The sequence below is a fragment of the Janthinobacterium sp. PLB04 genome (genome assembly GCF_021165895.1).
Taxonomy (GTDB): Bacteria; Pseudomonadota; Gammaproteobacteria; order Burkholderiales; family Burkholderiaceae_D; genus Janthinobacterium; species Janthinobacterium lividum.
In genome coordinates, this window is the sequence record NZ_CP088968.1 from 6,012,337 (window position 1) to 6,038,661 (window position 26,325).

22 protein-coding genes are annotated in these 26,325 nt (G+C 63.7%); 11 read left to right on the top strand and 11 right to left on the bottom strand.

Translation table 11 applies throughout. The features are described 5' to 3' along the window. Nucleotides 1-53: 53 nt before the first annotated feature. The 8 genes from hutI to LSO07_RS26625 all read right to left on the bottom strand — a co-directional run bounded on the left by hutI (nucleotide 54) and on the right by LSO07_RS26625 (nucleotide 9,795). Nucleotides 54-1,280 carry an imidazolonepropionase gene (gene hutI, locus LSO07_RS26590; RefSeq protein ID WP_151097155.1) on the bottom strand — a complete coding sequence of 409 codons (1,227 nt, stop codon included), beginning with the start codon at nucleotides 1,278-1,280 and terminating at the stop codon, nucleotides 54-56. An 11-nt stretch (nucleotides 1,281-1,291) separates the two neighbouring features. Beyond that, nucleotides 1,292-1,867 carry a HutD/Ves family protein gene (locus tag LSO07_RS26595; protein ID WP_151097157.1) on the bottom strand — a complete coding sequence of 192 codons (576 nt, stop codon included), beginning with the start codon at nucleotides 1,865-1,867 and terminating at the stop codon, nucleotides 1,292-1,294. After that, nucleotides 1,867-3,243, bottom strand: a complete 1,377-nt coding sequence (locus LSO07_RS26600) for a formimidoylglutamate deiminase (protein ID WP_151097159.1) — start codon at nucleotides 3,241-3,243, stop codon at nucleotides 1,867-1,869. The genes LSO07_RS26595 and LSO07_RS26600 overlap by 1 nt, the downstream gene beginning before the upstream one ends. Continuing rightward, nucleotides 3,228-4,016, bottom strand: coding sequence for an N-formylglutamate deformylase (hutG, locus tag LSO07_RS26605; protein ID WP_151097161.1), 789 nt, complete (start codon nucleotides 4,014-4,016; stop codon nucleotides 3,228-3,230). Before hutG ends, LSO07_RS26600 begins: the two co-directional genes overlap by 16 nt. A gap of 20 nt (nucleotides 4,017-4,036) precedes the next feature. Continuing rightward, nucleotides 4,037-5,596 (bottom strand): histidine ammonia-lyase, encoded by a 1,560-nt coding sequence (gene hutH / locus LSO07_RS26610; RefSeq protein ID WP_151097163.1) that lies wholly within the window; start codon nucleotides 5,594-5,596, stop codon nucleotides 4,037-4,039. A 19-nt stretch (nucleotides 5,597-5,615) separates the two neighbouring features. Beyond that, nucleotides 5,616-7,319, bottom strand: a complete 1,704-nt coding sequence (gene hutU, locus LSO07_RS26615; protein ID WP_151097165.1) for a urocanate hydratase — start codon at nucleotides 7,317-7,319, stop codon at nucleotides 5,616-5,618. Nucleotides 7,320-7,425: 106 nt separating this feature from the next. Next, nucleotides 7,426-9,099: an amidohydrolase gene (locus LSO07_RS26620; protein WP_151097167.1), complete on the bottom strand. Its 1,674-nt coding sequence runs from the start codon at nucleotides 9,097-9,099 to the stop codon at nucleotides 7,426-7,428. Nucleotides 9,100-9,165: 66 nt separating this feature from the next. Next, nucleotides 9,166-9,795 carry a GNAT family N-acetyltransferase gene (locus LSO07_RS26625; RefSeq protein WP_151097170.1) on the bottom strand — a complete coding sequence of 210 codons (630 nt, stop codon included), beginning with the start codon at nucleotides 9,793-9,795 and terminating at the stop codon, nucleotides 9,166-9,168. A 131-nt stretch (nucleotides 9,796-9,926) separates the two neighbouring features. Between LSO07_RS26625 and LSO07_RS26630 the strand changes: the two genes are divergently transcribed. From LSO07_RS26630 to LSO07_RS26640, 3 genes are read left to right on the top strand one after another with little or no spacing between them, the layout of a single operon-like run. Continuing rightward, nucleotides 9,927-10,979 carry a hypothetical protein gene (locus LSO07_RS26630; RefSeq protein WP_151097172.1) on the top strand — a complete coding sequence of 351 codons (1,053 nt, stop codon included), beginning with the start codon at nucleotides 9,927-9,929 and terminating at the stop codon, nucleotides 10,977-10,979. After that, complete coding sequence (locus LSO07_RS26635) at nucleotides 10,897-11,433, top strand: hypothetical protein (RefSeq protein WP_151097174.1); 537 nt, start codon at nucleotides 10,897-10,899, stop codon at nucleotides 11,431-11,433. The genes LSO07_RS26630 and LSO07_RS26635 overlap by 83 nt, the downstream gene beginning before the upstream one ends. Further along, the gene (locus tag LSO07_RS26640) at nucleotides 11,399-11,950 is read left to right on the top strand and encodes a hypothetical protein (protein WP_151097176.1); all 552 of its coding nucleotides are present in this window, start codon (nucleotides 11,399-11,401) and stop codon (nucleotides 11,948-11,950) included. Before LSO07_RS26635 ends, LSO07_RS26640 begins: the two co-directional genes overlap by 35 nt. Nucleotides 11,951-11,992: 42 nt before the next feature. Here the strand turns inward: LSO07_RS26640 and LSO07_RS26645 are convergent, their stop codons facing one another. The 3 genes from LSO07_RS26645 to ada form a co-directional block, all read right to left on the bottom strand. Continuing rightward, nucleotides 11,993-13,669, bottom strand: a complete 1,677-nt coding sequence (locus LSO07_RS26645; protein WP_070254612.1) for a mechanosensitive ion channel family protein — start codon at nucleotides 13,667-13,669, stop codon at nucleotides 11,993-11,995. Nucleotides 13,670-13,744: 75 nt separating this feature from the next. Beyond that, complete coding sequence (locus LSO07_RS26650) at nucleotides 13,745-14,434, bottom strand: 2OG-Fe(II) oxygenase (RefSeq protein ID WP_151097178.1); 690 nt, start codon at nucleotides 14,432-14,434, stop codon at nucleotides 13,745-13,747. Continuing rightward, nucleotides 14,431-15,486 (bottom strand): bifunctional DNA-binding transcriptional regulator/O6-methylguanine-DNA methyltransferase Ada, encoded by a 1,056-nt coding sequence (gene ada, locus LSO07_RS26655; RefSeq protein ID WP_034780498.1) that lies wholly within the window; start codon nucleotides 15,484-15,486, stop codon nucleotides 14,431-14,433. The genes LSO07_RS26650 and ada overlap by 4 nt, the downstream gene beginning before the upstream one ends. Before the next feature lie 342 nt (nucleotides 15,487-15,828). Between ada and hutC the strand changes: the two genes are divergently transcribed. From hutC to LSO07_RS26695, 8 genes are all read left to right on the top strand, one after another. After that, a complete protein-coding gene (hutC, locus tag LSO07_RS26660) occupies nucleotides 15,829-16,548 on the top strand; it encodes a histidine utilization repressor (protein WP_070254615.1) in 720 nt (239 codons plus the stop codon). A gap of 330 nt (nucleotides 16,549-16,878) precedes the next feature. Then, on the top strand, nucleotides 16,879-20,202 hold the full coding sequence (locus LSO07_RS26665; protein ID WP_034780814.1) for a PAS domain-containing hybrid sensor histidine kinase/response regulator: 3,324 nt from the start codon (nucleotides 16,879-16,881) through the stop codon (nucleotides 20,200-20,202). Between the two features lie 70 nt (nucleotides 20,203-20,272). Continuing rightward, entirely contained in the window at nucleotides 20,273-20,731 is a 459-nt protein-coding gene (locus LSO07_RS26670) for a response regulator (RefSeq protein WP_151097182.1), read from the top strand. Between the two features lie 312 nt (nucleotides 20,732-21,043). Beyond that, entirely contained in the window at nucleotides 21,044-21,370 is a 327-nt protein-coding gene (gene trxA / locus LSO07_RS26675; RefSeq protein ID WP_034780502.1) for a thioredoxin TrxA, read from the top strand. Between the two features lie 155 nt (nucleotides 21,371-21,525). After that, nucleotides 21,526-22,788, top strand: a complete 1,263-nt coding sequence (gene rho, locus LSO07_RS26680; RefSeq protein WP_034746249.1) for a transcription termination factor Rho — start codon at nucleotides 21,526-21,528, stop codon at nucleotides 22,786-22,788. A gap of 178 nt (nucleotides 22,789-22,966) precedes the next feature. Beyond that, entirely contained in the window at nucleotides 22,967-23,236 is a 270-nt protein-coding gene (locus LSO07_RS26685) for a type B 50S ribosomal protein L31 (protein ID WP_034746247.1), read from the top strand. 154 nt (nucleotides 23,237-23,390) lie between these two features. Beyond that, entirely contained in the window at nucleotides 23,391-25,115 is a 1,725-nt protein-coding gene (locus LSO07_RS26690; protein WP_034780504.1) for an ArnT family glycosyltransferase, read from the top strand. Between the two features lie 198 nt (nucleotides 25,116-25,313). Then, nucleotides 25,314-26,294 (top strand): choice-of-anchor A family protein, encoded by a 981-nt coding sequence (locus LSO07_RS26695; protein WP_070281654.1) that lies wholly within the window; start codon nucleotides 25,314-25,316, stop codon nucleotides 26,292-26,294. The last annotated feature ends 31 nt before the right edge of the window (nucleotides 26,295-26,325 follow it).

Consider the following 26,325-nt stretch of genomic DNA (forward strand, 5'->3'; position numbering starts at 1 on the left):
AGCAGGTAAAACAGCAAACAAGCAGCACGCACGCGGCGCTCCAGGACGGATGATCAATCCGGCAAGCTTACCACCGGCGCGCGCCAGACACCGCCATGCACCACGCCCGCGCAAGGGTTCAGTCCCAGCGCATACGCCAGGTCGGCCGGGCGCGCGATGCGCCACAGGGCGAAATCGGCGCGCTTGCCCACCACCAGGCTGCCCGTCTGGTCCTGCAAGCCCAGCGCGCGCGCCGCGTGGCAGGTAGCACCAGCCAGCGCTTCCTGCGGCGTGAGACGCCACAGGGTGCACGCCATGTTCATCGCCAGCAGTATTGACGTCATGGGCGAGGTGCCCGGGTTGCAATCGGTGGACACGGCCATCGGCACGCCAGACGCGCGCAATGCCGCAACAGGCGGCGGCTGCGTCTCGCGCAAAAAGTAGTACGCGCCAGGCAGCAGCACGGCCACCGTGCCATGTTGCGCCATGGCGGCAATGCCCTCGTCCGACAGGAATTCCAGGTGGTCGGCCGACAGGCCGCCGTAGCGCGCCACCAGCGCCGCGCCGCCCAGGTCCGACAGCTGCTCGGCATGGAGTTTCACAGGTAGCCCCAGCGCTTTCGCCGCCTCGAACACGAATTCCGTTTGCGCCGGCGTAAAGCCGATGCGCTCGCAAAAGGCGTCGACGGCGTCGACCAGGCCGTCGCCGGCCAGCTGGGGCAGCATCTGCGCGCACAGCAGCTCGATGTAGGCGTCGGCCTGGCCCGCATATTCGGGCGGCAGCGCGTGCGCGCCGAGGAAGGTGGTGCGCACGGACACGGGCAGCTGCTCCCCTATTCTGCGCGCCACGCGCAGCATCTTCGCCTCGCTGTCCGCGTCGAGACCGTAGCCGGACTTGATCTCCAGGGTGGTCACGCCCTCGGCCAGCAGCGCCAGCACGCGGGGCAGGCTTTGCCGCAGCAATTCATCGTCGCTGGCCGCGCGCGTGGCGCGCACGGTGGACATGATGCCGCCGCCGGCGCGGCTGATGTCTTCATAGCTGGCGCCATTCAGGCGCGCCTCGAATTCGTCGCTGCGGTTGCCCGCGTGGACGATGTGCGTATGGCAGTCGATCAGGCCGGGCGTGAGCCAGCAGCCCTGGCCGTCGTGCAGCACGGCGCTACTGGCCGGCAGCTCGTCGCCGGGGCCGAACCACGCGATGCGGCCATCCTTGACGGCAATGGCTGCGTCCAGCAGCTCGCCGTAGCCCTGCTCCATGGTGGCCAAATGGACGTTGTGGATGACCAGATCCCAGTCTTGCATCGCTTCCCTCCCTAGGTAAACAGGTCGACGCACAAAACGGCCGAACGCTGCAAGGCGTCGAGCCGCCATTCCTGCGCATCGTCGGCGTCCAGCAGCAGCGCGTCATGGCGGGCCAGCGCGAACTGCTGCTCGCCACCGCGCGCCAGCACGTGGCCTTCGCCGGCGACAAACAGCAGGGTCGCCGCGCTGCGGCGCGCCAGCTTGCCCGGCACCGTGATCTTTTCCAGCTGGTGGCGGCAGCGGTCGCGCCGCGTCATCACATTGAAATCCGTCGTCGTCCCCTTGACCTGCGCAAGCACGGCCGCTTCGCCGGGAAACCACAGCATCGGTTGCGCAGCGCTCAAGGTCACCTTGCGCGTGCCATCGAGCGTCAGCTGCACGCTGTCGCCATCGACCAGCATCAGGCTGCGGTCGATGCCGGGAAAGCTGGAAAACGGCCCGCTGGCCGTGATCGTCGCCAGGCTGATACGCCAGTCAAATTCCATCAGGCCGGCACCGGGCGGAGAAATGGCGATTTCCATCGTGCTGCCGCCGCCGTTTTTCCACGGCGCGGCGCGCAGGCACTCCTGCGGGATGAAGGTCGCCATCAGAGCGCCCTCAGTTGCGCCAGCGTGCGCTTGTAGGCGGCGGCGATGGCGTTCTGCGCCACGTGGCGCCCGTCGCGCACCTGCCACTGGCCGCCGCACAGCACGTCGCGTACCAGGTTGTCGTTGCCGCAGAAAAGCACGCTGCCCAGCACATTGTCGATGGCCACGCCGCACAGGTTCACATGCGTCTCGTCGAGCACCAGCAAGTCGGCGCGGCAGCCCGGCACCAGCGCACCGAGCTTGCGCCCGGCCGCCTGCGCGCCGCCCTGCAAGGCCGCCTTCCACAGGTAGTCGCCCACATGGCGCTGGTCCGGCGTGGCGGCCACATTGCGCTGCTGGCGCTGCAAGCGCTGGCCATATTCGAGCCAGCGCAATTCCTCGACGGGCGACTGCGATACATGGCTGTCGCTGCCAACGCCGAAACGCCCGCCGGCGGCGATGAATTCGGCCAGCGGGAACAGGCCGTCGCCCAGGTTCGCCTCCGTCGTCGGGCACAGGCCCGCCACGGCGCCGCTCGTAGCCATCAGCGCCACTTCATCTGGCTGCACATGCGTGGCATGCACGAGGCACCAACGCGCATCGACGTCGACCTGGTCGTACAAGTACTGCACCGGACGCCGGCCGCTGTAATCGAGACTCTGGCGCACTTCGCCCTGCTGTTCGGCGATGTGGATGTGGATGGGGCGATCCGCGGGCAGCGCTTGCGCCACTTCGCGGATCTGCGCCACGCCAGCGGCCCGCAGCGAGTGCGGCGCAAAGCCCACCTCCACCTGCCCGCCGCGCTGCGGCGCCAGTGCTTCGACGATGCGCAGCACATCTTGCGCATCGGTGCGGAAGCGCGCCTGTTCCGCGTTCAACGCCTGTTCACCGAAGCCTGCATGGCTGTACAGCACGGGCAGCATGGTCATGCCGATGCCGCTGATGCGCGCCGCGGCCAGCACCCGTTCGGCCGTTTCGGCGGGACGCGCATACAGCGCACCGGCCATATCGCGCTGCAGGTAGTGGAATTCGCACACCGCCGTGTAGCCATGGCGCAGGCATTCGGCAAACAGCTGCGCGGCGATGCTTTCCATCTGCTCCGGCGTGATGTGGCGCGCGAAACGGTACATCAGGTCGCGCCAGGTCCAGAAACTATCCGGCCCATCCCCCGCGACTTCCGTCATGCCGCCCAGCGCCCGCTGGAAGGCATGCGAATGCAGGTTGACCATGCCGGGCAAGACATATTCGGCCACTTCGGCGCCGGCAGGCGGCGCGGCGTTTTCCGCCACCGCCGTCAAATCGCCGGCCGCGTCCCACTCCAGCAGCACGTCGCGGCGCCAGCCCTGCGGCAGCAGCGCGTGGCGCGCGAACAAACACCCGCTCAACGCGCCACCCATGCCACGGCCGCTTCCATCATCTGGCGCAGCAACGGCTGCACCTTTGCCGCCAGGTCGGGCCGGTAGCCAAATGGCGCTGCCTCATCCATGTACAGGCACTGGCACATCTCCAGCTGGATCGCATGCACGCGCTGCGCCGGCTGGCCGTAATGGCGCGTGATATGGCCGCCCTTGAAGCGGCCGTTCAGCGCCACGGTAAATGCCTCCTGCGCGCGCGCGATATCGACCACGGCGGAGGTCAGGCCCGCATCGCAGCTGGCGCCATCGGCCGTGCCGAAGTTCAGGTCGGGCAGCTTGCCGTCAAAGAAGCGCGGCACGCGCGAGGCGATGGAATGGGCATCCCACAGCACCACGGCGCCATGCACGCGCAGCAGACGGTCCAGTTCCGCGCGCAGCTGCGCATGATACGGCGCCCAGTAGCGCTGCAAGCGCTGCCGCACATCCTGCGCATCGGGTTCGCGGCCAGCCAGGTACAGCGGCTCGCGGTGAAAGGTATCGTTGGGCAGCAAGCCCGTCGTATCCTGGCCCGGATACAGATTCGTGTCTTCCTGCGGGCGGTTCAAGTCGATGGTGTAGCGCGACCAGCGCGCCGACAGCACGGATGCATCCATCTCCTGCAAAAAGCCATACAGCTCGCGCAGATGCCAGTCCGTGTCGGCCTTGATCAAGGCCTGCGGCGTCATGCGCGCGGCGATATCGTCCGGTATGTCGGTGCCCACGTGGGGCATCGACACGAGCAGCGGGATGCTGCCTTCGTTGAAGCGAAAATCCATGCTTGTCTCCTTGCTCCCGCTCAGGCGTACAGCGGGGCGAACAAATTCTTGCACGTGCTGCTCAACTCACCCTGCAGCACCATCTGCTTGGCCGCTTCGATATCGGGCGCGAAGAAACGGTCGGCGTCGAAGAACGGCACCTTCTGGCGCAGCTGCTGGTGGACATGCTCGAGGTGCGGCGAGGTTTTCAGCGGACGGTGGAAATCGATGCCCTGCGCGGCGGCCAGCAGCTCGATGCCGACGATGACGGCCGTGTTGTGCGCCATGTCGTCCAGGCGGCGCCCGGCGAACGTGGCCATGCTCACATGGTCTTCCTGGTTGGCGGAAGTCGGCAGGCTGTCGACGCTGGCCGGATGGGCAAGCGACTTGTTTTCCGATGCCAGCGCGGCAGCCGTCACGTGGGCGATCATGAAGCCGGAATTGACGCCCGGGTCGCGCACGAGGAAGGGCGGCAGGCCGGACAGGGTGGCGTCGATCAGCAGCGCGATGCGACGCTCGGCCAGCGCACCGATTTCGGAAATCGCCAGCGCCAGGGTGTCGGCGGCAAAGGCCACCGGCTCGGCGTGGAAGTTCCCGCCCGAGACGATTTCCGCCTGTCCGTTGGGACCATCCTGGAAGATCAGCGGATTGTCCGTGACGGCATTGGCTTCGATCAGCAGGGTGCGGCCGACGTTGACGATCAAATCGAGGCAGGCGCCCATGACTTGCGGCTGGCAGCGCAGGCTGTAAGGGTCCTGCACGCGCTCGTCGCCTTCCAGGTGCGAGGCGCGGATCGCGCTGTGCGCCACCAGCTGGCGGTACATCTGCGCGGCCAGGATCTGGCCCGGCTGCCCGCGCACGGCGTGTACGCGCGCGTCGAACGGCGCATCGCTGCCCTTGGCCGCGTCGAGCGACAGCGCGCCCGTGACCATGGCCGCTTCCAGCAGGCGCTCGGCCATGAACAGGCCATGCAGCGCCAGCGCGTTCGACACTTGCGTGCCGTTGATCAGCGCCAGGCCCTCTTTTGCCGCCAGCACCACGGGCGCGATGCCCGCCTGCGCCAGCGCTTCGGGAGCCGCCATCAATTCACCGTTGACGCGCACGTCGCCCACGCCCAGCATGGCCAGCGTCATGTGCGACAGCGGCGCCAGGTCGCCCGAGGCGCCGACGGAACCCTTGGCGGGGATGGCCGGCATGATGCCCGCGTTGTACAAGGCGATCAGGGTATCGACGATCAGCGGGCGCACGCCGGAAAAACCGCGCGCCAGGCTGCCGATCTTCATCAGCATGATCAGGCGCACGACGGCATCCGACAGCAGTTCTCCCGTGCCGACGGAGTGCGACAGGATCAGGTTGCGCTGCAATTGCTCCAGCTTTTCATCGGGGATGCGCGTCTTGGCGAGCAAGCCGAAACCCGTGTTGATGCCATACGCCGCATCGCCCTTGGCGACGATGGCTTGCACGGCGGCGGCCGACGCTTCGATGACGGGATAGGCCTCGGCGGCGAGGGTCAATTTTGCCTGCGCGGCCCAGACGGCGCGCAGGTCGGCCAGGGTCATCGCGCCGGGTTTTAACGTCCAACTTTTGGAGTGCTGTGTCATAGTCATTCGCGTCTAAGTCTCAAGGAAGCATGGGAAGAATCAGGCCGTTGCGCTTGGCGCAGGCGGCCGCTGTTTCGTAGCCGGCATCGGCATGGCGCATCACGCCAGAGCCGCTGTCGTTGACCAGTACCCTGGCCAGGCGTTTCGCCGCCGCTTCGCTGCCGTCGGCCACGATGACCATGCCCGCATGCTGAGAATACCCCATTCCCACGCCGCCGCCATGGTGCAGCGAAACCCAGGTGGCGCCGCCGGCCGTGTTCAGCATGGCGTTCAGCAGCGGCCAGTCGGAAACGGCGTCTGTGCCGTCCTTCATGCTTTCCGTCTCGCGGTTCGGGCTGGCGACGGAACCCGTGTCCAGGTGGTCGCGGCCGATGACGATGGGCGCCTTCAGCTCGCCCGTGCGCACCATCTCGTTGAAGGCCAGGCCGGCGATGTGGCGCTCGCCCAGTCCCAGCCAGCAGATGCGCGCCGGCAAGCCCTGGAAGGCGATGCGCTCGCGCGCCATGTCCAGCCAGTGGTGCACCTGCTTGTGGTGCGGGAACAGTTCCTTGATCTTCGCATCCGTTTTATAGATGTCTTCCGGGTCGCCCGACAGGGCCACCCAGCGGAATGGGCCGCGGCCCTCGCAGAACTGCGGGCGGATGTAGGCGGGCACGAAGCCGGGGAAATCAAACGCGTTCTTCACGCCCTGGTCGAACGCCACCTGGCGGATATTGTTGCCGTAATCGACGGTATGCACGCCCATGGCGTGGAAATCGAGCATGGCTTGTACGTGGGCGGCGCAGGAATCGGCGGCGGCCACCGTCAGGCGCGCATGGCGCTGCGGGTCCTGCTGCGCCGCCTTCCAGTCCGACACGCTCCAGCCGCGCGGCAGATAGCCGTTGACCAGGTCGTGCGCGGACGTCTGGTCCGTCACCAGGTCCGGCACCAGGCCGCCCGCCTTGGCGCGGCGCACCAGTTCCGGCAGCACTTCGGCCGCGTTGCCCAGCAAGCCGATGGAAATGGCTTCCTTGCGCTCCGTATGGTACTTGACCAGCTCCAGGGCTTCGTCCAGGCTGGCCGCCTGCTTGTCCAGGTAGCGCGTGCGCAAACGGAAATCGATGCTGCTTTGCTGGCATTCGATATTGAGCGAGACGGCGCCCGCCATGGTGGCGGCCAGCGGCTGCGCGCCGCCCATGCCGCCCAGGCCCGCCGTCAGGATCCAGCGCCCGCCCCAGTCGCCGCCGAAATGCTGGCGGCCCGCTTCGGCGAAGGTTTCATACGTGCCCTGCACGATGCCCTGCGTGCCGATATAGATCCAGCTGCCGGCCGTCATCTGGCCGTACATGAACAGGCCCTGGCGATCGAGTTCGTTGAAGTGTTCCCAGTTGGCCCATTTCGGCACCAGGTTGGAGTTCGCGATCAGTACGCGCGGCGCATCCGCATGGGTCTGGAATACGCCCACCGGCTTGCCGGACTGGATCAGCAAGGTCTGGTCGTCTTCCAGCTCGCGCAAGGACGCGAGGATCTGGTCGAAACAGGCCCAGTTGCGGGCCGCGCGACCGATGCCGCCATAGACGACCAGGTGCTGCGGATTTTCCGCCACTTCCGGGTCCAGGTTGTTTTGCAACATGCGGTAGGCCGCCTCGGCCTGCCAACTCTTGCAAGCCATGACCGTGCCGCGCGGGGCGCGGATGGAACGGCTGGCATCAAAGCGTGGATCGGTGTCCATTGTGCTGTTCATGCTGTCTCCTCGTAGGGTGCGAGCGGGCGTACTTGGCCCGCTCTGGTGCTACCAGCATAGGTTGTCTATACAACCAAGTCAACATATTTTTGCAGGCCCAAAGTCGCTATTTTTTCTCGAACACGCGCTTGCCCGCCACCCACGTTTGCAGCACCTGCGTCTTGCCGATGGCCTTGGGTTCGGCCTTGAACAGGTCCTGGTCGACGACGACGAAGTCCGCCCACTTTCCCGCTTCCAGGGTGCCGATGACCTTTTCCTGGTGCGCCGCCCAAGCCGCGTCGAGGGTGAAGCAGCGCAGCGCTTCCGTCACCGTCATCGCTTGCTGCGGGTACCAGCCGCCGGCAGGGAAGCCTTCGCTGTTCTGCCGCGTCACGGCCGCGTGGATGCCCTCGAACGGGTTCGGCGACTCGATGGGGAAATCGGAACCGCAGGCGATGCGCGAGCCCTGCTTGAGGAAGGTGCGCCACGCATACGCGCCCTTGATGCGCTCGTGACCCACGCGCTGCTCCGCCATGTTCTGGTCCGAGGTGGCGTGCGTCGGTTGCATCGACGGCACGATGCCCAGCGCCTTGAAACGGGGGATGTCGGACAACTGCACCACCTGCGCGTGCTCCATGCGGTGGCGCAGGCCCACGCTGCGGTATTGCGCGGTCAAGGCCTGGTAGCCGTCGAGGATTTGATGGTTGCCCGCGTCGCCGATGGCGTGCACATTGACCTGGTAGCCGGCGCGCATGGCTTTTTCCATCTTCGCGCGCATGGCAGCGTCAGGGTAGAACAGCAGGCCGCTAGTAGTCGGATCGTCGCTGTACGGCGCCAGCAAGGCCGCCCCGCGGCTGCCCAGGGCGCCATCGGACAGCAGTTTCACGGCGCGCAAGGCGTACATGTCGCGCGCATAGCTGTTCAGGGGGCCGTTTTTCGCCAGCGCGTCGAAGTCGTCCGTCGTATCCGCGATCATGCCGTACACGCGCACCGTCAGCTTGCCGTGGTCCGCGTAATCGCGGAACAGCCGGTCCTGCATCTGGCCGATGCCCGCATCGTGCACGCTGGTCAGCCCCACCTGAGACAGCTGCGCCAGCGCGCCATCGAGGGCGGCGCGGTTTTCCACGTCGCCCGGCTTGGGCAGCACGGCATCCATCAAGTCCATGGCGTTGTCGACCAGCACTCCAGTGGCATTGCCGTCCGCGTCGCGCTCGATCTTGCCGCCCGCCGGGTCTTGTGTGGCGCGCGTGATGCCGGCCAGCGCCAGCGCGCGGCTGTTGGCCCAGCCCGCGTGGCCATCGACCCGGCGCAGCCACACGGGCCGCGCGCTTTCGGCCGCATCGAGTTCCGCTGCCGTGGGAAAGCGTCCCAGCTTCCAGATTTCCTGGTTCCAGCCATTGCCGACGACCCAGCTGCGCTCGGGATGCGCTTTGGCGAAGTCGCCCACGGCCTGCACGGCGGCCGGCAGCGAGGCAGAACCGTACAGCATCACGCCGCTGGCGATCGTCCCCAGGCCGAACACGTGACCGTGCGCGTCGATCAGGCCTGGCAGCACGGTTTTTCCCTGCACGTCGACGTGCGTGGCGCCCTTGGCCGCCTTGCGTTTCACCTGCGCGGCGCTGCCGACGGCGAGCAGCTTGCCCGCGTCGTCAAACGCCAGCGCCGTGAAACGCACCACCTTGCCGGCTGCGTTGAGCGTGTAGCCGTTGGCATTGTCGATGACGGTATCGGCATGCGCGTGGCCGAGGGCCCCCAGGCAGGCGAGCGTGAGCAAGGTGCGGCGCAGTGGCAAGGTCGGCATTTCCATCTCCAGGTCTGTTAGTCGTTAGCAAAAAGACGAGTGTATAGAAATTGGCAAAATGGTCAATCAGGCAGCGCGGGGCGCTCGTACCATCAGCCAGTAATCGCAGCCCGTGACGGCTTCCGCGTAGCGGCCCGCCGCCACGAAGCCCAGACGGGCATAGAACGGCAGGCTGCGCTCGTTGTAGGTCTCCAGGAAGCACGCGGCACGCGCCGCATCGACGGCCGCTAGGCCCGGCGCCAGCACGGACGCGCCCAGCCCCTGCCCTTGCGCGGCCGGGGCGATGCCGGCGATCGACAGATACCACGCGTCTTGCAGACCATGCTGCGCCAGCGCATGCTCCATGTTCGCGACGATGGCCGTGAAATGCGCGAAGCCCTGCTCCCCCAGCAGCGCGCGCAAGGCGGCTTCGCGCTGCCCATACGCCGCCTGGCGCTGGGCTGCCGGCGTATCCGTGGTCCAGATGGCGGCGCCATTGCCCGCGTCATCCGCCAGATCGACGCGCCCCGCCTGGCGGCCTTCTTCCAGCGCCAGCGCGAAGTAGGCTTCCAGCATGGCCAGCCGCGCCGTCTCGTCGTCGCCGCACGCCACCGTGACGGTGCGGTAGAACGGATCGCCGGTCAGGGCGGCGGCCAGGCTACGGGCGGTGCGGGAGGATTCGGCGTGGGAAACTGCGATGCTGGATGGGCTGGACATGGTTCTCTTTCTGTTCATTGAAACGCCCGGCATCTTAACGCAAGCGCGCAGGCCTTGCGCCCGGTCAATACCCGCATGGCGGCGCGGGCCTACGCTGGCGTTTTATCGCGGAGTCCCCATGGCCAGGCACCATGTCATCAGCACCACCGCGTGCGACGTTCGTCAAGCTCGTGGCGCACCAGAAGAGCAGCCTGGGCGCACGCTTCGACAGCATGATCGTCACCTTCAGCGCCGACGGCCAGCCCGTGCTGGGCGCCACCCTGCGCAACGCGACAAGCGGCTGCGAACTGCACCGCCTGGCCGGCCAGCCCGACGAATGCTGGTGCTGCGGCTATGACGAGCAGCTGGAATTCGTCTCGCAAGCCAACGCACCGCTGGCGCACGCCGACTACCGCCTCACCTTGAGCAACGGTGAAACGTGGACGGGGACGACGGATGCGAAGGGGCGCACGGGGCGCGTCGCCAGCAAGCGGGAGGAGCAGATAACGATGGTGGAATTTTTCCCACAAGAAGATAGCCTTCCCTGCTGCTTCGCTGCACCTGTCCCGGTGGCGCCGACGGCGATCATACTGGAACTACAAGACGTAAAAACTACCGACAAGGATATCGACACATCAGTCAAACAGGTAAAAATCGATAGCATGGCTCGCCCACTTACCCAGGCTGAAATAAACATGGCATGGATGATCTTTGAAGATGCCGTCGACTATAGCAAAGTCAAAATTCACAAGAGGCCTTATCTATGGCTGCTCCAACCAAAAAACACTGCCATGACACCCAATGGGGAAATGTATTTCCATGAGTCGAGATTTCTGGACGATTTTTCCAATGCAGATAACACCGAGCGTCATTGGTTCATTCATGAAATGGTCCATATTTGGCAATATCAACTGAAATATCCGGTGGCCATGCGTGGAGCATTCAGAATAGGACTGGACTACAAGTACGTATTGTCGTCCGAAAGAAAATTAGCCGACTACAACATGGAGGCACAGGGAGACTTGTTAGCCGACTACTACGCATTGAAATACTTAAAGGATTCTTCCGCAATGCGCCAAGAGCAATATGCTAACGACCAAGCAGTTTATGAAGAGGTACTCAATGATTTTTTCATCAACAGAAAAAGTGAAAAGAATTTACCTGGCGGGAATATCGAGCGCACTCCTCTCGTCGACATACCTTGATGCGGGTGCAACATCGCGCATCGCCGATGCTGAAATCAATTCAGTCAATGGCACGCCATGCTTCACAATCTCACAAACGGAAGAGAACCGTAACGGTCAGCCACTCCTGGGGGCACTCAGTATTTCAGACCTGTCAGTAAAACCGGCCACCAAAGTATGGAGCTATGTGATGAGCGGAGGAAGAAAAATTCCGCTTTCATCAAAAAGCTGCCTGCTCTATGGCGATATTCCACAGGGCGCAAATGGCATGCCCGCTCCTGAACTGCAAACCGGGCGGGTTTACAGCATCTTCTTGAATGGACGTCCAGATGATCCTTCCGACCCTACCTATGGCTATAGAGGAAAATTCTGCATCGCTGCCACCTCCGCAGATGAACGAAAAATCATCGCCATTGGCAGCGGCACGCCAGCGTGGAAACATGACAATTGCCCAGTACATTCGCTCGTCCCATAATGCAACAATCGCCATGCCATGGCGTCACACACTGCTATTCCTGCTTGCGGCGCTGACGAGTGTCGATGTCTCGGCGTGGTCGCGCATGGGCCGCGCCGCCGTCATGACAGAGGCAGGCCTTCCCTGCTTCAAGATTGCCAATGAAGAGGAAAGATCAAGGGGTCCTGTCAGCCTGAAGATGCTGACGATCAGCACACCTGAGCCGAATGGCTGGAAAGATGTATGGACGGTCATGTTCCCCAATGCCTCGTTTGGCGATCCCTCCTATCAACTGCCAAACAGGGGATGCGTGCGCTACGGGAAGGCTCCCGAGGGGGCCGAGAGCAGCGATGCAACGCCACTGGTTGCGGGGAAAGTGTATGGCGTATCCTTCCTGGGAAGGCCGCCATCCGCGTCAGATCCCACTTCACGCTACTCGGCAGATTTTTGCCTGCTCACGGCCCCAGCCGGGGGCTTCCAAGTGGTTCAGCTGACAAATGGCAATAATACTTGCGCTTCCGAGAAAAAACCAAGATAGCTCGTATGATTTCGTCTATCACGAACAGACCACTTCCGGCGTTCAAGGGGTGGGCGGAACCACCTCACTCGATTCCTCCCCCCGCTTCGCCGGCGCCCTGAACCACTGCTCCGGCGGCACCACATGCGACTCTTTCGGGTCATCGATGTAGTGCGGCGAGGTGATCTGCACGTCGAATTCGTTGAAGACGTCGATGATGTTCTGGTGCAAGCGGTTCAGCACTTCGGCGCGCTGGCGGGGGACTTCGGCGCTGGCGTAGGCGACGAGGCGGTATTGCACGTAGTAATCTTGCAGGGCCAGCTGCATCACGTACGGTTTCGGCGTGGTGGACAGTTCCGTCGTGCGCGAGGCGGCCAGTTCCAGCATGGCGTGCACTTGCCGCCATGGCGTGGCATAGCCGATGGTGACGGTGGAATCGAGCACGAAGCCGCCGCCGGGCTGGGCGCGCGAATAGTTCTTTGTCGTTTGCGACATCACCCAGGCGTTTGGCAAGGCCACCTCTTCCCCGAGGCCCGTGCGCAGCCGCGTTTCGAACATGCCCACGTCGACCACCGTGCCTTCGCTGTCGCCCACGCGCACATATTCTCCCTTGCGCAGGGCCCGCGTGTACATCAGGATCAGGCCGCTGGCGCCCTGGCCCACGATGCTCGACGCGCCGATCGACACCATCAGGCCCACCAGCACGGACAGTCCCTGGAAGGCGGCCGTATGCGAGCCGGGCAGATACGGATACGCCATGGCCAGCGCAAACAGCCAGATCACCACGCTGGCGATGCGGCGCGTCGGCAGGGCCGTATCCTTGTCCAGCCAGCCGATTTGCAGTTCCCCGCTTTCCACGCGCTTGAACAGCGAGGCGGCCGTGGCGGCGATCAGGCGCGCGATGGCGAAGATCACGCAGACCAGCACCAGCCCCGGCAAGGCGCCGATGATGGCGTGGAAGACGTCGGCGGCCACGTCGAACAAATAGCCGCTCAGGCTTTCGCCCCAGGAACGCGTGTAGGGCAGGCGGCCCAGCACGAAGGCGGCCCACAGATAGGTGGCCATCAGGCGCAAGCCCCACAGCACGGCGCTCAGCAGCTGATACGCGAAGGCGATGTAGTGTTCGGCATCGAGCACGCGCACATTCTTCAGGCGCACGTCGCGCAGGCGCGAGGCCAGCAGGATGCCGCTGCGGCGCTTGGCCCAGTGGTACAAACGCGTCAAGCCCATCCACACCAGCCAGAACACGAGGGTGGCGGCCGCGCACACGGCGGCCGCGATCGACAGGTAGCGCCAGCTGCCCTGTTCGCGGTAATCGAGCACGGCCTTGCTCAACTCGCCGGCAGCCGTTTTCGCCACGCTTTCCGTCGTGTCGCCGGCCAGCTGGTTGACATCGCCAGGCACGACGACGAACAGCTGCACGCCATCGAGCAGCACTTGCGTGCCTTCGGGAATCATCCGCGTGCTCGTCTGCAAGGGGCCATTCTTGGCCAGCACGCCTTCCAGCCGGCGCTGCGCGCCCGTGGCTCGCTCATCGGGCGGATAGCCGGCCAGCGCGGCGCGAAAGACAAACACTTTGCGGTTGGCAAACATCAGCGGCGCCGTCCTGGCCGCCGCGGCCTGCGACGGCGCCACGACGGACGCGGCCTCCGCAACGAGCGCCGGCACGCCGTCGTCCGCATGGGCTGCGGGCAGCAGGAAAATGGTCAACAGGCACAACAGGCGGAGCAGCGCGGACATGGCAGAAATGAAAGAGTGACAAGAAGCAGCCATCATGCCATGTAATCCTGGAAACTCAAGCGCCGCAGCTAGTCTTCAGCTCGCATCATGAAAAATGATGCCCAGGGTGTGACGCAAGCCCGAACGCAGGCGCGACACGCCGTGGCGCATGTTGACGCGGTAGCTGCCGCGCGTGCCGTTGACGGGGCGCTGCGCAACAGGAAAGAGCACGGCGTCACCCTGCGCCAACGGCACCACTTCGGCGCGCGACTGCATGCGCGGGCGCTGCTCCGTCAGCACGAACTCGCCGCCCGTGAAATCCTCGTGCGGGCGCGACAGCAGCACGGCCAGTTGCAGCGGAAACACGTGCTCGCCATACAAGTCCTGGTGCAGGCAGTTGTAATCGCCCTCGCGGTAGCGCAGCAGCAAGGGCGTGGGCCGGGTTTGTCCCGCCGCATGGCAGCGCGCCAGGAAATCTCCGTGCGCCACAGGAAAGCGGCTGTCGATGCCCATGCTGGCGTGCCAGCGGTTGGCAATGGCCGCCAGCGGCGGATACAAGGCAGCGCGCAGCTCGGCGACCGGCTGCGGCAGCGGATAGGCCCAATACTGGTACTCGCCCTGGCCAAAACCATGGCGCTGCATCACCACCCTGCTGCGAAAACGCGCTGATTCTTCGTACTGGGCAGCCAGCGCCGCGCAGGCATCCGCGGCCAGCAAGCCCGGCACGACGGCACAGCCGTATTGATTCAGCTCATCCTCGATCTGCTGCCAGTCCAGCGCCCTCACCGTTCACCCTCGCGCTCGAGCAGCGCCTGCTTGCGCTCCACGCCCCAGCGGTAGCCGGACAGCGCGCCATCGTTGCGCACCACGCGGTGGCAGGGGATGGCGACGGCCAGGGCATTCGCGGCGCAGGCACCGGCCACGGCGCGCGCGCCTTGCGGGGCGCCGATGCGGCGCGCCAGCTCCGCATAACTGACCGTGCTGCCGGCGGGAATCTCGCGCAAGGCTTGCCACACGCGCTGCTGGAACACCGTGCCGCGCACGTCGAGCGGCAAATCCAGGCCCAGGCCCGGCGCTTCGACCAGGCCGACGACTTGCGCCACCGTCTGCTCGTACTCGGGCTCGGCGCCGCGCAGCTCGGCGCGGGGAAAGCGGTCCTGCAAGTCGCGCAGCAGCACTTCCGGGTCGTCATCGATCAAGATCGCGCAGATGCCCTTGTCCGTGCTGGCCACGAGGATGGCGCCCAGCGAGCAGGCGCCGATGGCGAAACGGATCACGGCGCCGCTGCCGCCGTCGCGGAACGCGCCCGGCGTCATGCCCAGCAAGCCTGGCGTGGCGGCATACAGGCGGCCGCTGGAATTGAAGCCGGCCGCGTATAACGTTTCCGTGACATTGCCCGCGCCCTGCAAGCCAGCCTTGAGGCGCTCGCCGCGCCGCGCCGCCGCATATGCTTTCGGCGTGATGCCCGTATGCGCCTTGAAGACGCGGTGAAAGTGAAAGCGGCTCATGCCGGCGGCCCTGGCAAGGCTGTCCAGGTCAGGCAGCTCGTCGCTGGCGTCGATCAGGCGGCAGATGTCGGCCACGATGGCCGCCTGGCGCTGGGCCAGCGGCGGCAGATTCGGCTTGCAGCGCAGGCAGGGACGAAAGCCGGCCGCCTCCGCCTGCTCGCAACTGGCGTGGAAAGCCACGTTGCGGCGCAAGGCAGGGCGCGCCGCGCAAGATGGCCGGCAATACACACCGGTCGTGCGCACCGAATAATAAAAGACCCCATCGGCGTCGGGCGCGCGCCGCTGCAGGGCATCCCAGCGTTCATCGTCAGTCAGGTAAGCGTGTTCCATGGCGAACTCCGTGCAAGTCTATAGTAAGAGCCTATCCCAGTAGATGAATACATCCCCTGCTGGCGCCCCTCAGAAGCGGGGACGGCGTTGCTCGTCGTCGCGTGGCTCGCCACGCGTCCTCCTCACGCCTTGTCCGCGCTCCTGATGAACTGCCAGCAGAAGACGCTCCCTACTGGGATAGGCTCCAAGTCACCAGCATAGCCAGCGCCCATGCGCGCCGCACTCCGGCGCTTGCTTTTGAATTCAAAAAAAGGCTGGCGGCAGGCATCGTTCTCGGTGCTAAAATCGGCCATCGCGCCTCCAACCGGCGGCGCGCCCTGCCCGTGCCCCGGAGAAACCGCATTGGACGACCACAATACACAAGAAAATACGCCCATTTTCCAGCGCATCAAGGATTTTCTGCTGGCGGGCATCGCTGCCGGACGCTGGAAGGAAGGCGACGTGATTCCCTCCGAGCAAGCGCTGGTGAAGCAATTCGGCGTCTCGCGCATGACGGTCAACCGCGCCGTGCGCGAACTGACCAGCGAGCAGGTGCTGACGCGGCGCCAGGGATCCGGCACCTATGTGGCGCAGCAAAAGTACCAGGCGACCTTGTTGGAAATCAAGAGTATCGCCGATGAAGTGCGCGCGCGCGGACATATCCACCGCAGCAGCTTGCAATTGCTGGAACGCACCAAGGCGTCCGACCTGCTGGCCAAGCAATTTGGATTGCCGCCGGAACACCCGCTGTTTCATTCGCTGATCGTGCATTTTGAAAACGGCGTGCCGATCCAGGTGGAAGACCGCTGGGTCAATCCCGAGTGCGCGCCCGACTACATGACGCAGGATTTTTCCAGCATCACGCCGAACGAATACCTGATGGCCGCCGCGCCCCTGCAAGGCGCCACCTACAGCATCGAAGCGCTGTCGGCGCCGCGCGACATCGCCGAAATGCTGGCCATCGACACCAAACAGCCTTGCCTGGTGCTGCGCCGCCAGACCCGTTCGGGCGGCAAGATCGCCTCGATCGCCACCATGTGGCATCCCGGACACCGCTATCAGTTCGCCGGTAGTTTTAGCTGAGGCTATCGCCTCGATTGAGTAGCACGATTTCGCGCCAACTTTCTCACGAATTCTCACCAAATCGCGAAAAAAACAGCCATTTCGGGGTGAAAAAAATCCCGTTTTGGCCGTTTCTGAAACTAAATACTCCGAGTAAATATTCGATGCTATAGTTGCCGCCAGAAAGCGCCGCAGGCGTTTATTTGAGCGCGCCTCATGTACTGCCAGCCTAGTCCAATCACGCCCCAGAAAGGGATGCATTTGTCGTATTGCAGCCACACGAGTTTCAGCGCACCACGCCCTCGGCGCCCTGCGCTGCGCCGGCTCGCTCATACGATGCTGGCGGCAGGCATGGCGCTTTCGCTGCCGGTGCAGGCGGCGGCGCCCGGCATGGCGCCGGCATTGCTGTGGCCGTATGCTGCCGCCAGTGCCACCGCCCTGGCGGGACTGGCTTGCTGGCAAGCCTGGCGCTTGCGCCAGCAGTTGCGCCGCCAGCCCCAGCCCGCGCATGCCCAGGCTGAGCAGGATGCCATGCAAGCCTTGCGCGGCGCCACCATGGCCGGCTGGACCTGGCGGCGCCAGTCCGACCGTCTGCAGTTCGCGCCCCAATACCAGGACGTCCTGGGCGACAAGCATGCCCAGCTCGAGCATGCACTGGCCGACTGGCTGGCCGAAGTCCACCGCGATGACCGCGCGCGCCTGAGCCTGGCCTTTCGCCAGCATCTGGACGGCCAGACACCCGGCACCTTCAATTGCGAATTCCGTTTGCGTCACAGCGACGGCCACTGGCGCTGGCTGCTGGCGCGCGGCGCCGTCCTGTCGCGCGCCTCGGATGGCGCCGCCACGCAGGCCAGCGGCATCGTCTGCGATATCAGCGAGCGCAAGCAGGACGAGCAATCGCGCATGCGCTCGATGCTGGAAGCGGCACCCGAAGCCATGCTGGTGGCCGACGTCGAGGGCAAGGTGCATTATGCCAACCAGATCGGCGCGCGCTGCTTCGGCTATCCGCTGGCCGAATTGACGGGCATGTCGCTGGAGCAATTGGTACCGGAAAGCACGCCCAGCCAATCCGTGGGCGACCCGCAAGGACGGCACAGCCTGCCGGGCCGGGTGATGATGGCGCGCCGCCGCGACGGCACGCACTTCCCCGCCAAGGTCAGCCTGTCGCCGCTGCGCATGGCGGGCCAGGTGTTTTCCATCGTCTCGCTGCGCGACATGACGCAGCGGCAACGCGCCGAGGAAGCGCTGCACGCCAGTTCGGAACGCTACCGCCTGATCGTGCAGACGGCCGCCGAAGGCATCTGGATGACGGATGCGAACGGCAAGACCACGTTCGTCAACCCGAAGATGGCGCACATGCTGGGCTACACGGTGCAGGAAATGCTGGGCCGTCCCCTGCTCGACTTCATGGACCGCGACAGCCAGTTGCTGATGCAGCGCCGCCTGGCCAGCCATGGCAGCTTCGCCAGCCAGCCGGACCAGGTCGATTTCCGCTTCTTCCGCAAGGATCAGTCCAGCCTGTGGGGCTTGCTGTCGAGTACCAGCATCCAGTCGGACAATGGCGAACCGGGCGGCACCCTGGCGATGATTACCGACATCACGGAGCGCCGCCAGGCATCGATCGCGCTGTCGAACTCGAGCCAGCGCATGGCGTCCGTGTTCGGCGCCGTGACGAATGGCCTGGTGGTGCAGGACAGCCACGGCCACATATTGGAAAGCAACGCCGCCGCCGAACGCATGCTGGCGGCCAGTCCGGCCGGCAACAGCCTGTGGCAAGCCATCCGCGAAGACGGTTCCGCCTTCGACCAGCGCAGCCATCCCGTGCACATCACCCTGTCGACGGGCGAGGCCATGCGCGACGTGCTGATGGGCGTGCAGCAGCCCGACGGCAGCCTGTCGTGGCTATCCGTGAATACCGAGGCCATCCGCGATGAATACGGCAAGGTGGGCATGGTCGTGGCCAGCCTGACGGACATCACGTATCACAAGCGCAGCGAAAGTGCCTTGCGTGAACTCAATGAACATCTGGAAGAGCGCGTGGCGCAGCGCACGGAGCAGCTGGACCAGGCCAAGCAGGTGGCCGAAGAAGCGAGCCTGGCGAAGGGACAATTCCTGGCCAACATGAGCCATGAAATCCGCACGCCGATGAATGGCGTGATCGGCATGGCGTATCTCGCCCTGAAGACGGACCTGGAACCGCGCCAGCGCGACTACCTGGAAAAAATCCGCTTCGCCGGAGAACACTTGCTGGGCATCATCGACGATATCCTCGACATCTCGAAGATCGAGGCAGGCAAGCTGGAAATCGAACGCGTCAACTTCAGTTTCGACCATGTGGTGCAAACGCTGATGACGGTGGTCGCGCCACGCGCCGCCGGCAAGAACCTGGAACTGCTGTTCGAGATCGACCCGCAATTGCCCGCCGTGCTGGTGGGCGACCCGCTGCGCCTGGGGCAGGTGCTGATCAACTACGCCAATAACGCCATCAAGTTCAGCGAACAGGGCAGCATTACCGTGAAAGTGCGCAGGGTGGTGGCGGACGCGAAACACTGCCTCGTGCGCTTTGAAGTGTGCGACCACGGCATCGGCCTGTCGCAGGATGAAATGAGCAAGCTCTTCCAGTCCTTCCAGCAGGCCGACACCTCCACCACGCGCGAATATGGCGGCACGGGCCTGGGCCTGGCCATCTGCAAGCAGCTGGCACAGCTGATGGGTGGCGACGTGGGCGTCGACAGCCGTCCCGGCGCCGGCAGCACCTTCTGGTTCACGGCCAACCTGGGCATTTCCGACCAGGCCGCGCCCGCCATGCTTGACAGCATGGTGCAGACGGCGGCCGCCATGCGCGCCAGCGCCGACGCGGCCCTGGTGATGCGCACGCTCAAGCATGCGCGCATCCTGCTGGTGGAAGACAATACGTTCAACCAGCAAGTGGCGCTGGAATTGCTGGAGGAAGCGGGCGCCTCCGTCTGCCTGGCCAACAATGGCGAAGAGGCGCTCGACCTGCTGCGCCAGACGCAGTTCGATTGCGTGCTGATGGACGTGCAGATGCCGCTGATGGATGGCTTGCAGGCAACGCGCCACATCCGCGCCGACCCGCAGCTGGCGCACCTGCGCGTGCTGGCCATGACGGCCACGGCCACCAGCGAAGACCGCGTGCGCTGCCTGGAAGCGGGCATGGACGATTTCATTTCCAAGCCCATCCAGCCGGCCATGATGTACCAGACCATCGCCAGCTGGCTGCCGGCGCACGAAACGCCGCCGCCACCGGCGCGCAGCCGCGCCGCGCCCGCCTTCAAGACCACCCTGGCCGGCGACCCGCAAGTGATCGACCTGTCCATCCTGGCCAAATTGCTGGGCTACAACCCGGAAAAGGTGCGCAAGTTCGCCTTCAAGTTCCTGCAGACCACGCAGGATGGCTTTGGCGACATCGATGCGGCCCTGGCGCGCGGCGACGTGCAGCAGGTGCGCGAACTGGGACACCGCATCAAGTCGTCGGCGCGCACCGTGGGCGCCCTGGGGCTGGCCGAACTGTGCCACAACCTGGAAACCCTGGCGCCGGGCGAACCGGCCGACGAGGCAGAGCGGGCACGGCGCATCGTCACGCGCCTGTGGCCCCTGCTGGAACAGATTACCGAACAAATCATGAATAACACCAGCTTTGCCAATGACGATTAGCTATCGCCAAATTGGGTTGCGGCAAGGTATCGGCATCGACAGCGATGCATATCAATAGAAAGACATGACGATGAATACTGTATCAAACCAAGCAAGCCAGGAACACAACGAAGCGGGCCTGGCGCCATTGCGCGTGCTGCTGCTGGACGACGACGTTTTCATGCTCGACGTGCTCAGCGACATGCTCGAACAGATGGGCCAGTTCGACATCCGCTGCGAGTCGCACAGCGATCAGGCGCTGGCCACCCTCAAGCAGCACCAGCCCGACCTGCTGATCTGCGACCTGTCCATGCCCGACATCGACGGCATCGAATTCTTGCGCATGGCGGCGGAAAACGGCTTCCGCGGCGGCGTGGTCCTGCTGTCGGGCCTGCATTCGGCCGTACGCCTGGCGGCCGAGCGCCTGGCCATGGCGAATGGCCTGCATATCCTGGGCACCTTCCGCAAGCCGATGGAAAGCGCGGAATTGCAGCTCATGGTGAACTTGCAACTGCAGCACACGGCGCGTCTGGCCAACCTACAAGCCTGATCGAGGGGCCGGCCGGGAGGGCAGGCACGGCGCTGCAGGCCAGCAGGCATGCGGCTTTGCCGCCCTGCGGCCACGCACAGGAGGGATATGCTGGCGATATGCCTCAAGTTTTTCTGCAATAATCGCCACGCTTTGAAAAAATGGGTTATTATTTCAGCCATCCCCGCCTGCATACCTCTGGTCGCACCTTCCAAGACATTGAAGTCGTGCCCATTGTCCCCATCTTCTCACTGCATTCCAGGAAGCATGGATGGCGAACCAGCGTATGGTTAATTCCAGGCATTATTGATCCCACCCTCATTTGAGGAAAATATGAGCGAAAATATCAAACACATTAGCGATGCATCTTTTGAAGCAGACGTCCTGAAATCCGAGTTGCCAGTACTGGTCGACTTCTGGGCAGAATGGTGCGGTCCCTGCAAGGCCATCGCCCCGATCCTGGAAGAAGTGGCCAAGGAATACGCCGGCCGCATCCAGATCGCCAAGATGGACGTGGACGCCAACCAGGCAGTGCCTGCCAAGTTCGGCATCCGCGGCATCCCGACCCTGATCCTGTTCAAGGATGGTGTTGCAGCTGCTCAAAAAGTGGGCGCCATGGCCAAGGGCCAGTTGACCGCTTTCGTCGACAGCAACATTTAATGTATGATGGGCAGCGCTGCGCCCGCAGCGCCGCCTGACTGGAACCACCGGGAAGCGGCTTTGCCTCATTCGTGCACAGCCTTCCCGAATAATTAATCAACGCCACGCAGTCCCCTCCCCTACCTTTACATCCCGTCTCGGGACACTCAACACATATGCATTTATCCGAACTAAAGGCCCTACACGTATCCGCCCTGCTTGAGATGGCGATCGGTCTTGACATTGACAACGCAGCCCGCTTGCGCAAACAGGAGCTGATGTTCGCTATCCTGAAAAAACGCGCCAAGTCCGGCGAACAGATTTTTGGCGATGGCGCCCTGGAAGTGCTGCCTGACGGCTTCGGCTTCCTGCGCTCGCCCGACGCCAGCTACATGGCGTCCACCGACGACATTTACATCTCCCCTTCGCAAATCCGCCGCTTCAATCTGCACACCGGCGATTCGATCGAAGGCGAGGTACGGACCCCGAAAGATGGCGAACGCTATTTCGCATTGGTCAAAGTCGACAAGGTCAACGGCGAATCGCCGGAGATGTCGAAACACCGCATCCTGTTTGAAAACCTGACGCCGCTGCACCCGAACGAGCCGCTGCGCCTGGAACGTGAAATGAATGGCCAGGAAAACATCACCGGCCGCATCATCGACCTGATCGCCCCGATCGGCAAAGGCCAGCGCGGCTTGCTGGTGGCATCGCCGAAATCCGGTAAATCCGTGATCCTGCAGCACATCGCCCATGCGATCACGGCAAATCATCCGGACATCACCCTGATCGTGCTGCTGATCGACGAACGTCCGGAAGAAGTTACCGAAATGCAACGTTCGGTCCGCGGCGAAGTCGTCGCCTCGACCTTCGACGAGCCAGCCACGCGCCACGTGCAAGTGGCCGAGATGGTGCTGGAAAAAGCCAAGCGCCTGGTCGAAATGAAAAAAGACGTGGTCATCCTGCTCGACTCGATCACCCGTCTGGCGCGTGCCTACAACACCGTCATCCCTGCCTCGGGCAAGGTGCTGACCGGTGGTGTCGACGCGAATGCGCTGCAACGTCCAAAACGCTTCTTCGGCGCCGCGCGCAATATCGAAGAAGGCGGCTCGCTGACCATCATCGCCACGGCGCTGATCGAAACGGGTTCGCGCATGGATGACGTGATCTTTGAAGAATTCAAGGGTACCGGCAACATGGAAGTGCATCTGGAACGCCGTCTGGCCGAAAAACGCGTCTACCCGGCAATCAACCTGAACAAATCGGGTACCCGCCGCGAAGAACTGCTGATCAAGCCGAACGAGCTGCAAAAAATCTGGATTTTGCGCAAGTTGCTGTACTCGATGGACGAGATCGAGGCGATGGAGTTCATTCTGGATAAAATGAAGGCAACAAAAAACAACGCAGAGTTTTTTGACATGATGCGCCGCGGCGGATAAACCAGCCGAGATTCATGCGAAAGCCGCTCCCTGAGCGGCTTTTTTATTGCCGTCCGCCGAAAAGCGCTATATAATCGACGGTTGCATTATTTTAAACCCTGGCAAGTGATCGGCAATCGGGTCAAGAAGCTGGACGACCGACGAAGTGCTGTTTGGCTACCAAACTAGAGAGAAGACCATGAAAGTCGATACCCATCCAGAATACCGCGAAGTTGTTTTCCACGATCTGTCGTGCGATTTCAAATTCGTTACCCGCTCGACCATCCAAACCCGCGAAAAAATCACCCACGACGGTAAAGAATACCCACTGGTGAAGATCGAGGTTTCGGCTGAATCGCACCCATTCTTCACGGGCAAGCACAAAATCGTCGATACCGCTGGTCGCGTCGAGAAGTTCCGTCAGAAGTTCGGTTCGGTTGGTTCGAAAACCGCAGTCGCAGCAGGCTAATTTTTGCCGCTCTGCGGCAAAAAAGGGCAGCTTCGGCTACCAAGAAAAAGGCAGCCACGGCTGCCTTTTTTGTCTTTGGCCGCTTTACTTTATACTCGCGCATACCCGACGCCATTCGTCGCGTCTTGCCATTTTTTTCTGATACCGACTATCGATGAAGCCAGTCCGCCTTCCCGCCGCTGCCACACTCGCGCTGCCACGATGGGCCTTGTTTGCGCTCGGCCTGCTGTACATCCTGCCTGGCCTGATCGGCCGCGAACCGTGGAAGAACGATGACGCCGCCAGTTTCGGCATCATGTGGACCATGGCGCATGGCGGCCTGAACGACTGGTTGTGGCCCAACGTGGCCGGCCTGTCGCTGCCCGATGAAGGCCCGCTGGCCTTCTGGCTAGGCGCCATCTTCATCAAGCTGTTCGGCTGGATCGACGGCGACGTCTTTGGCGCGCGCATGTCGACCATCGGCATCTTCGTCGTCAGCACCCTGTCCGTCTGGTACACCGCCTTCAACCTGGGCCGCCGCAACGATGCCCAGCCGCTGCGCCTGGCCTTCGGCGGCCAGCCCGAGCCGGACGATTTCGGCCGCACCCTGGCCGATGCCGCCGTCCTCATCTACCTGGGCTGCCTGGGACTGCTGCAGCACAGCCACGACATCACGGCCGAAGCACTGTATGTGTCCCTGATGGCCTATTTGCTGTACCGCGCCGTGCGCTACATGGAAGGCCCATCCGTGCGCAATGCGGCCCTGCTGGGCCTGGCGATGGGCGGCCTGACCCTCGCGCGCGGCTGGATCACGCCGGCAGCGCTGAGCATTGCCCTGCTGCTGTGCACCGTCTTCCTGCGCCTGCCGCTGCTGCGCAGCGTGCGCCACCTGGCGCTGGCCATCCTGATCGGCGCCGCGCTGACCCTCGTCTGGCTGCTGCCGGGCGAATGGCTGCAACCGTATGGCCACTCGCCGCTGCACGCGTGGATGGAATGGAATTGCCGCCAGTTCAGCGCCCCGAGCCTGAAAAGCCTGCAGTATTTCTTGCGTGTCGGCATCTGGTTCTTCTGGCCAGCATGGCCGTTCGCCGCCTGGGCCGTGTATGCCTGGCGCCGCCAGCACCACGTGCTGCACATCGTCGTGCCGCTGACCTTTGTCGCCATGCTGGCCATCCTGGGCCTGTGCCATCCCGATCCCGACCCGAGCCAGCTGCTGCCGCTGCTGCCGCCGCTGGCCGTGATGGCCGCGTTCGGCTTGCTGACCATGAAACGGGGCGCCATCAACGCCATCGACTGGTTCTCCGTGATGGTGCTGACCATTTGCGCCCTTGCGCTGTGGCTGTTCTGGTTCGCCATCCTGACGGGCTGGCCGCCGAAACTGTCGCATAATGCCCTGAAACTGATGCCAGGCTTCAAGCCCGAACTCGACTTGCTGGCCTTTTTCGTGGCCGCCTGCGCCAGCGCGGGCTGGGTGGCGCTGGTGCACTGGCGCATCTCGCGCCAGCCGGCCGTACTGTGGCGCGCCGTGGTCCTGTCGTCCGGTGGCCTGATCCTGATCTGGGTGCTGATCATGACCTTGTTCCTGCCGCCGTTGAACTACAGCAAGAGCTACGCCAGCGTGGCGCACCAGATTTCCGTCCACCTGCCGCCAGGCAGCAAGTGCATCAACAGCAACGTCGGCGCCGCACAGCGCGCCTCGTTCGCCTACTTCGGCCACCTGCCGTTTGCCAGCGTGGGGCAGCAGCAATGCGATGTGTTCCTGTTGCAAGACAGCATCAAGGTGCCTGACAGCAAGGAACAACTGCCCGAGCACCATGGCGCGGACTGGATCAAGCTGTGGGAGGGGCGCCGTCCCACGGATGACGTAGAACGTTTCCGCCTGTACCAGCGCGTCAGGTAAGCAGCAAAAAACCGGGCCAGCCCCGGTTTTTTTATGTCCGCAAAACAATCACTATCGACAGGAAAAGTGTTGCTTTTAAATATAGTTAATTACCTAAATTGAACTAGAATTGTTTTTTAGATTATAATGATGGCCTGCGCGATGGCGGTGTCTTGCTTTCCCGCCCTATTCGTCCCCCAATTCACTATGAGATTGTCCATGAAATTATTTACTGCCCGTACCTTGCCGCTCATCAGCGCCGCCCTGTTCGCCTTCTCTTTCAGCGCTTCGGCCCAGGCAACCGTGATTGACCTCGGCGTCGCCAATGGCTACTCGGCCTTCATCTTCGGCAACATCGGCAGCAGCGGCGCCAGCGGCTTCACCAGCGTCGGTGGCAGCATCGCCGCCGGCGGCAATATCTATCTGGACAACTACAACGTCGGCACGAACAAAAAGCCAGGCAGCGCGGCCAACGCGATCGTTGCTGGCGGCAACCTGAACACGGGCTGGGGCACCATCGGTGGTTCCGCCGTGTATGGCGTCAGCAATCCCAACGCCACCTTGACAGCGCCACAATGGTTCCCAACCGGCAGCATCAGCAAAGGCAACGCTTCTACCCTGGACTTCGCGGGTACCAAGCAACAACTGACGACCCTGTCGGGCGACGTGGCCAAGCTGCAATCGAACGGCACCGTGCTTTCGCAAAACAATGGTTTCAAGCTGGTGGGCGACATCAACGCCGACGTGAATATTTTCAACATCGATGCGTCGAACCTGCATAACCTGACCCTGGACCTGTCCTCGCTGAAAAGCACGGCCAGCATCATCATCAACGGCACGGCCACCAACATCACCTTGAGCGGCGGCTTCGACAATTTCGGCAGCTTCGCCGACCGCACGCTGCTGAACTTCGCCAATGCCACCACCACCAGCCTGAACAACGTCGGCATCAACGGCAGCATCCTGGCGCCGAACAGCGCGTTTTCCGGTTCGGGCAGCATGAACGGCACCCTGGTCGCCAATTCGGTCAGCTCGATCAATTACGGCCACGTGTCGATGAACGGCTCCGGCTTCAACACGGTCAGCGTGTCGGCCGTGCCGGAACCAGGCACCTACGCCATGCTGCTGGCCGGCCTGGGCTTGCTCGCCTTTGTACGCCGCCGCACGCCAGCGCGCGCACCGCAAGCCGCGATGGCCTGAGCTTTACGCTGAATCAATAAAAAACACCGGG

Excerpts from the sequence above, each read along its gene's own strand:
- rho (WP_034746249.1), top strand. The coding sequence starts at position 21,526 with ATGCATTTATCCGAACTAAAGGCCCTACACGTATCCGCCCTGCTTGAG.
- LSO07_RS26695 (WP_070281654.1), top strand. The coding sequence starts at position 25,314 with ATGAAATTATTTACTGCCCGTACCTTGCCGCTCATCAGCGCCGCCCTG.
- LSO07_RS26600 (WP_151097159.1), bottom strand. The coding sequence starts at position 3,243 with ATGGGTGGCGCGTTGAGCGGGTGTTTGTTCGCGCGCCACGCGCTGCTG.
- hutG (WP_151097161.1), bottom strand. The coding sequence starts at position 4,016 with ATGGATTTTCGCTTCAACGAAGGCAGCATCCCGCTGCTCGTGTCGATG.
- LSO07_RS26645 (WP_070254612.1), bottom strand. The coding sequence starts at position 13,669 with ATGTCCGCGCTGCTCCGCCTGTTGTGCCTGTTGACCATTTTCCTGCTG.
- hutH (WP_151097163.1), bottom strand. The coding sequence starts at position 5,596 with ATGACACAGCACTCCAAAAGTTGGACGTTAAAACCCGGCGCGATGACC.
- LSO07_RS26690 (WP_034780504.1), top strand. The coding sequence starts at position 23,391 with ATGAAGCCAGTCCGCCTTCCCGCCGCTGCCACACTCGCGCTGCCACGA.
- LSO07_RS26640 (WP_151097176.1), top strand. The coding sequence starts at position 11,399 with ATGACAATTGCCCAGTACATTCGCTCGTCCCATAATGCAACAATCGCC.
- hutI (WP_151097155.1), bottom strand. The coding sequence starts at position 1,280 with ATGCAAGACTGGGATCTGGTCATCCACAACGTCCATTTGGCCACCATG.
- LSO07_RS26685 (WP_034746247.1), top strand. The coding sequence starts at position 22,967 with ATGAAAGTCGATACCCATCCAGAATACCGCGAAGTTGTTTTCCACGAT.
- ada (WP_034780498.1), bottom strand. The coding sequence starts at position 15,486 with ATGGAACACGCTTACCTGACTGACGATGAACGCTGGGATGCCCTGCAG.
- LSO07_RS26635 (WP_151097174.1), top strand. The coding sequence starts at position 10,897 with ATGATTTTTTCATCAACAGAAAAAGTGAAAAGAATTTACCTGGCGGGA.
- LSO07_RS26620 (WP_151097167.1), bottom strand. The coding sequence starts at position 9,099 with ATGCCGACCTTGCCACTGCGCCGCACCTTGCTCACGCTCGCCTGCCTG.
- LSO07_RS26665 (WP_034780814.1), top strand. The coding sequence starts at position 16,879 with ATGGCGCTTTCGCTGCCGGTGCAGGCGGCGGCGCCCGGCATGGCGCCG.
- LSO07_RS26625 (WP_151097170.1), bottom strand. The coding sequence starts at position 9,795 with ATGTCCAGCCCATCCAGCATCGCAGTTTCCCACGCCGAATCCTCCCGC.
- LSO07_RS26630 (WP_151097172.1), top strand. The coding sequence starts at position 9,927 with ATGTCATCAGCACCACCGCGTGCGACGTTCGTCAAGCTCGTGGCGCAC.
- LSO07_RS26595 (WP_151097157.1), bottom strand. The coding sequence starts at position 1,867 with ATGGCGACCTTCATCCCGCAGGAGTGCCTGCGCGCCGCGCCGTGGAAA.
- trxA (WP_034780502.1), top strand. The coding sequence starts at position 21,044 with ATGAGCGAAAATATCAAACACATTAGCGATGCATCTTTTGAAGCAGAC.
- hutU (WP_151097165.1), bottom strand. The coding sequence starts at position 7,319 with ATGAACAGCACAATGGACACCGATCCACGCTTTGATGCCAGCCGTTCC.
- LSO07_RS26670 (WP_151097182.1), top strand. The coding sequence starts at position 20,273 with ATGAATACTGTATCAAACCAAGCAAGCCAGGAACACAACGAAGCGGGC.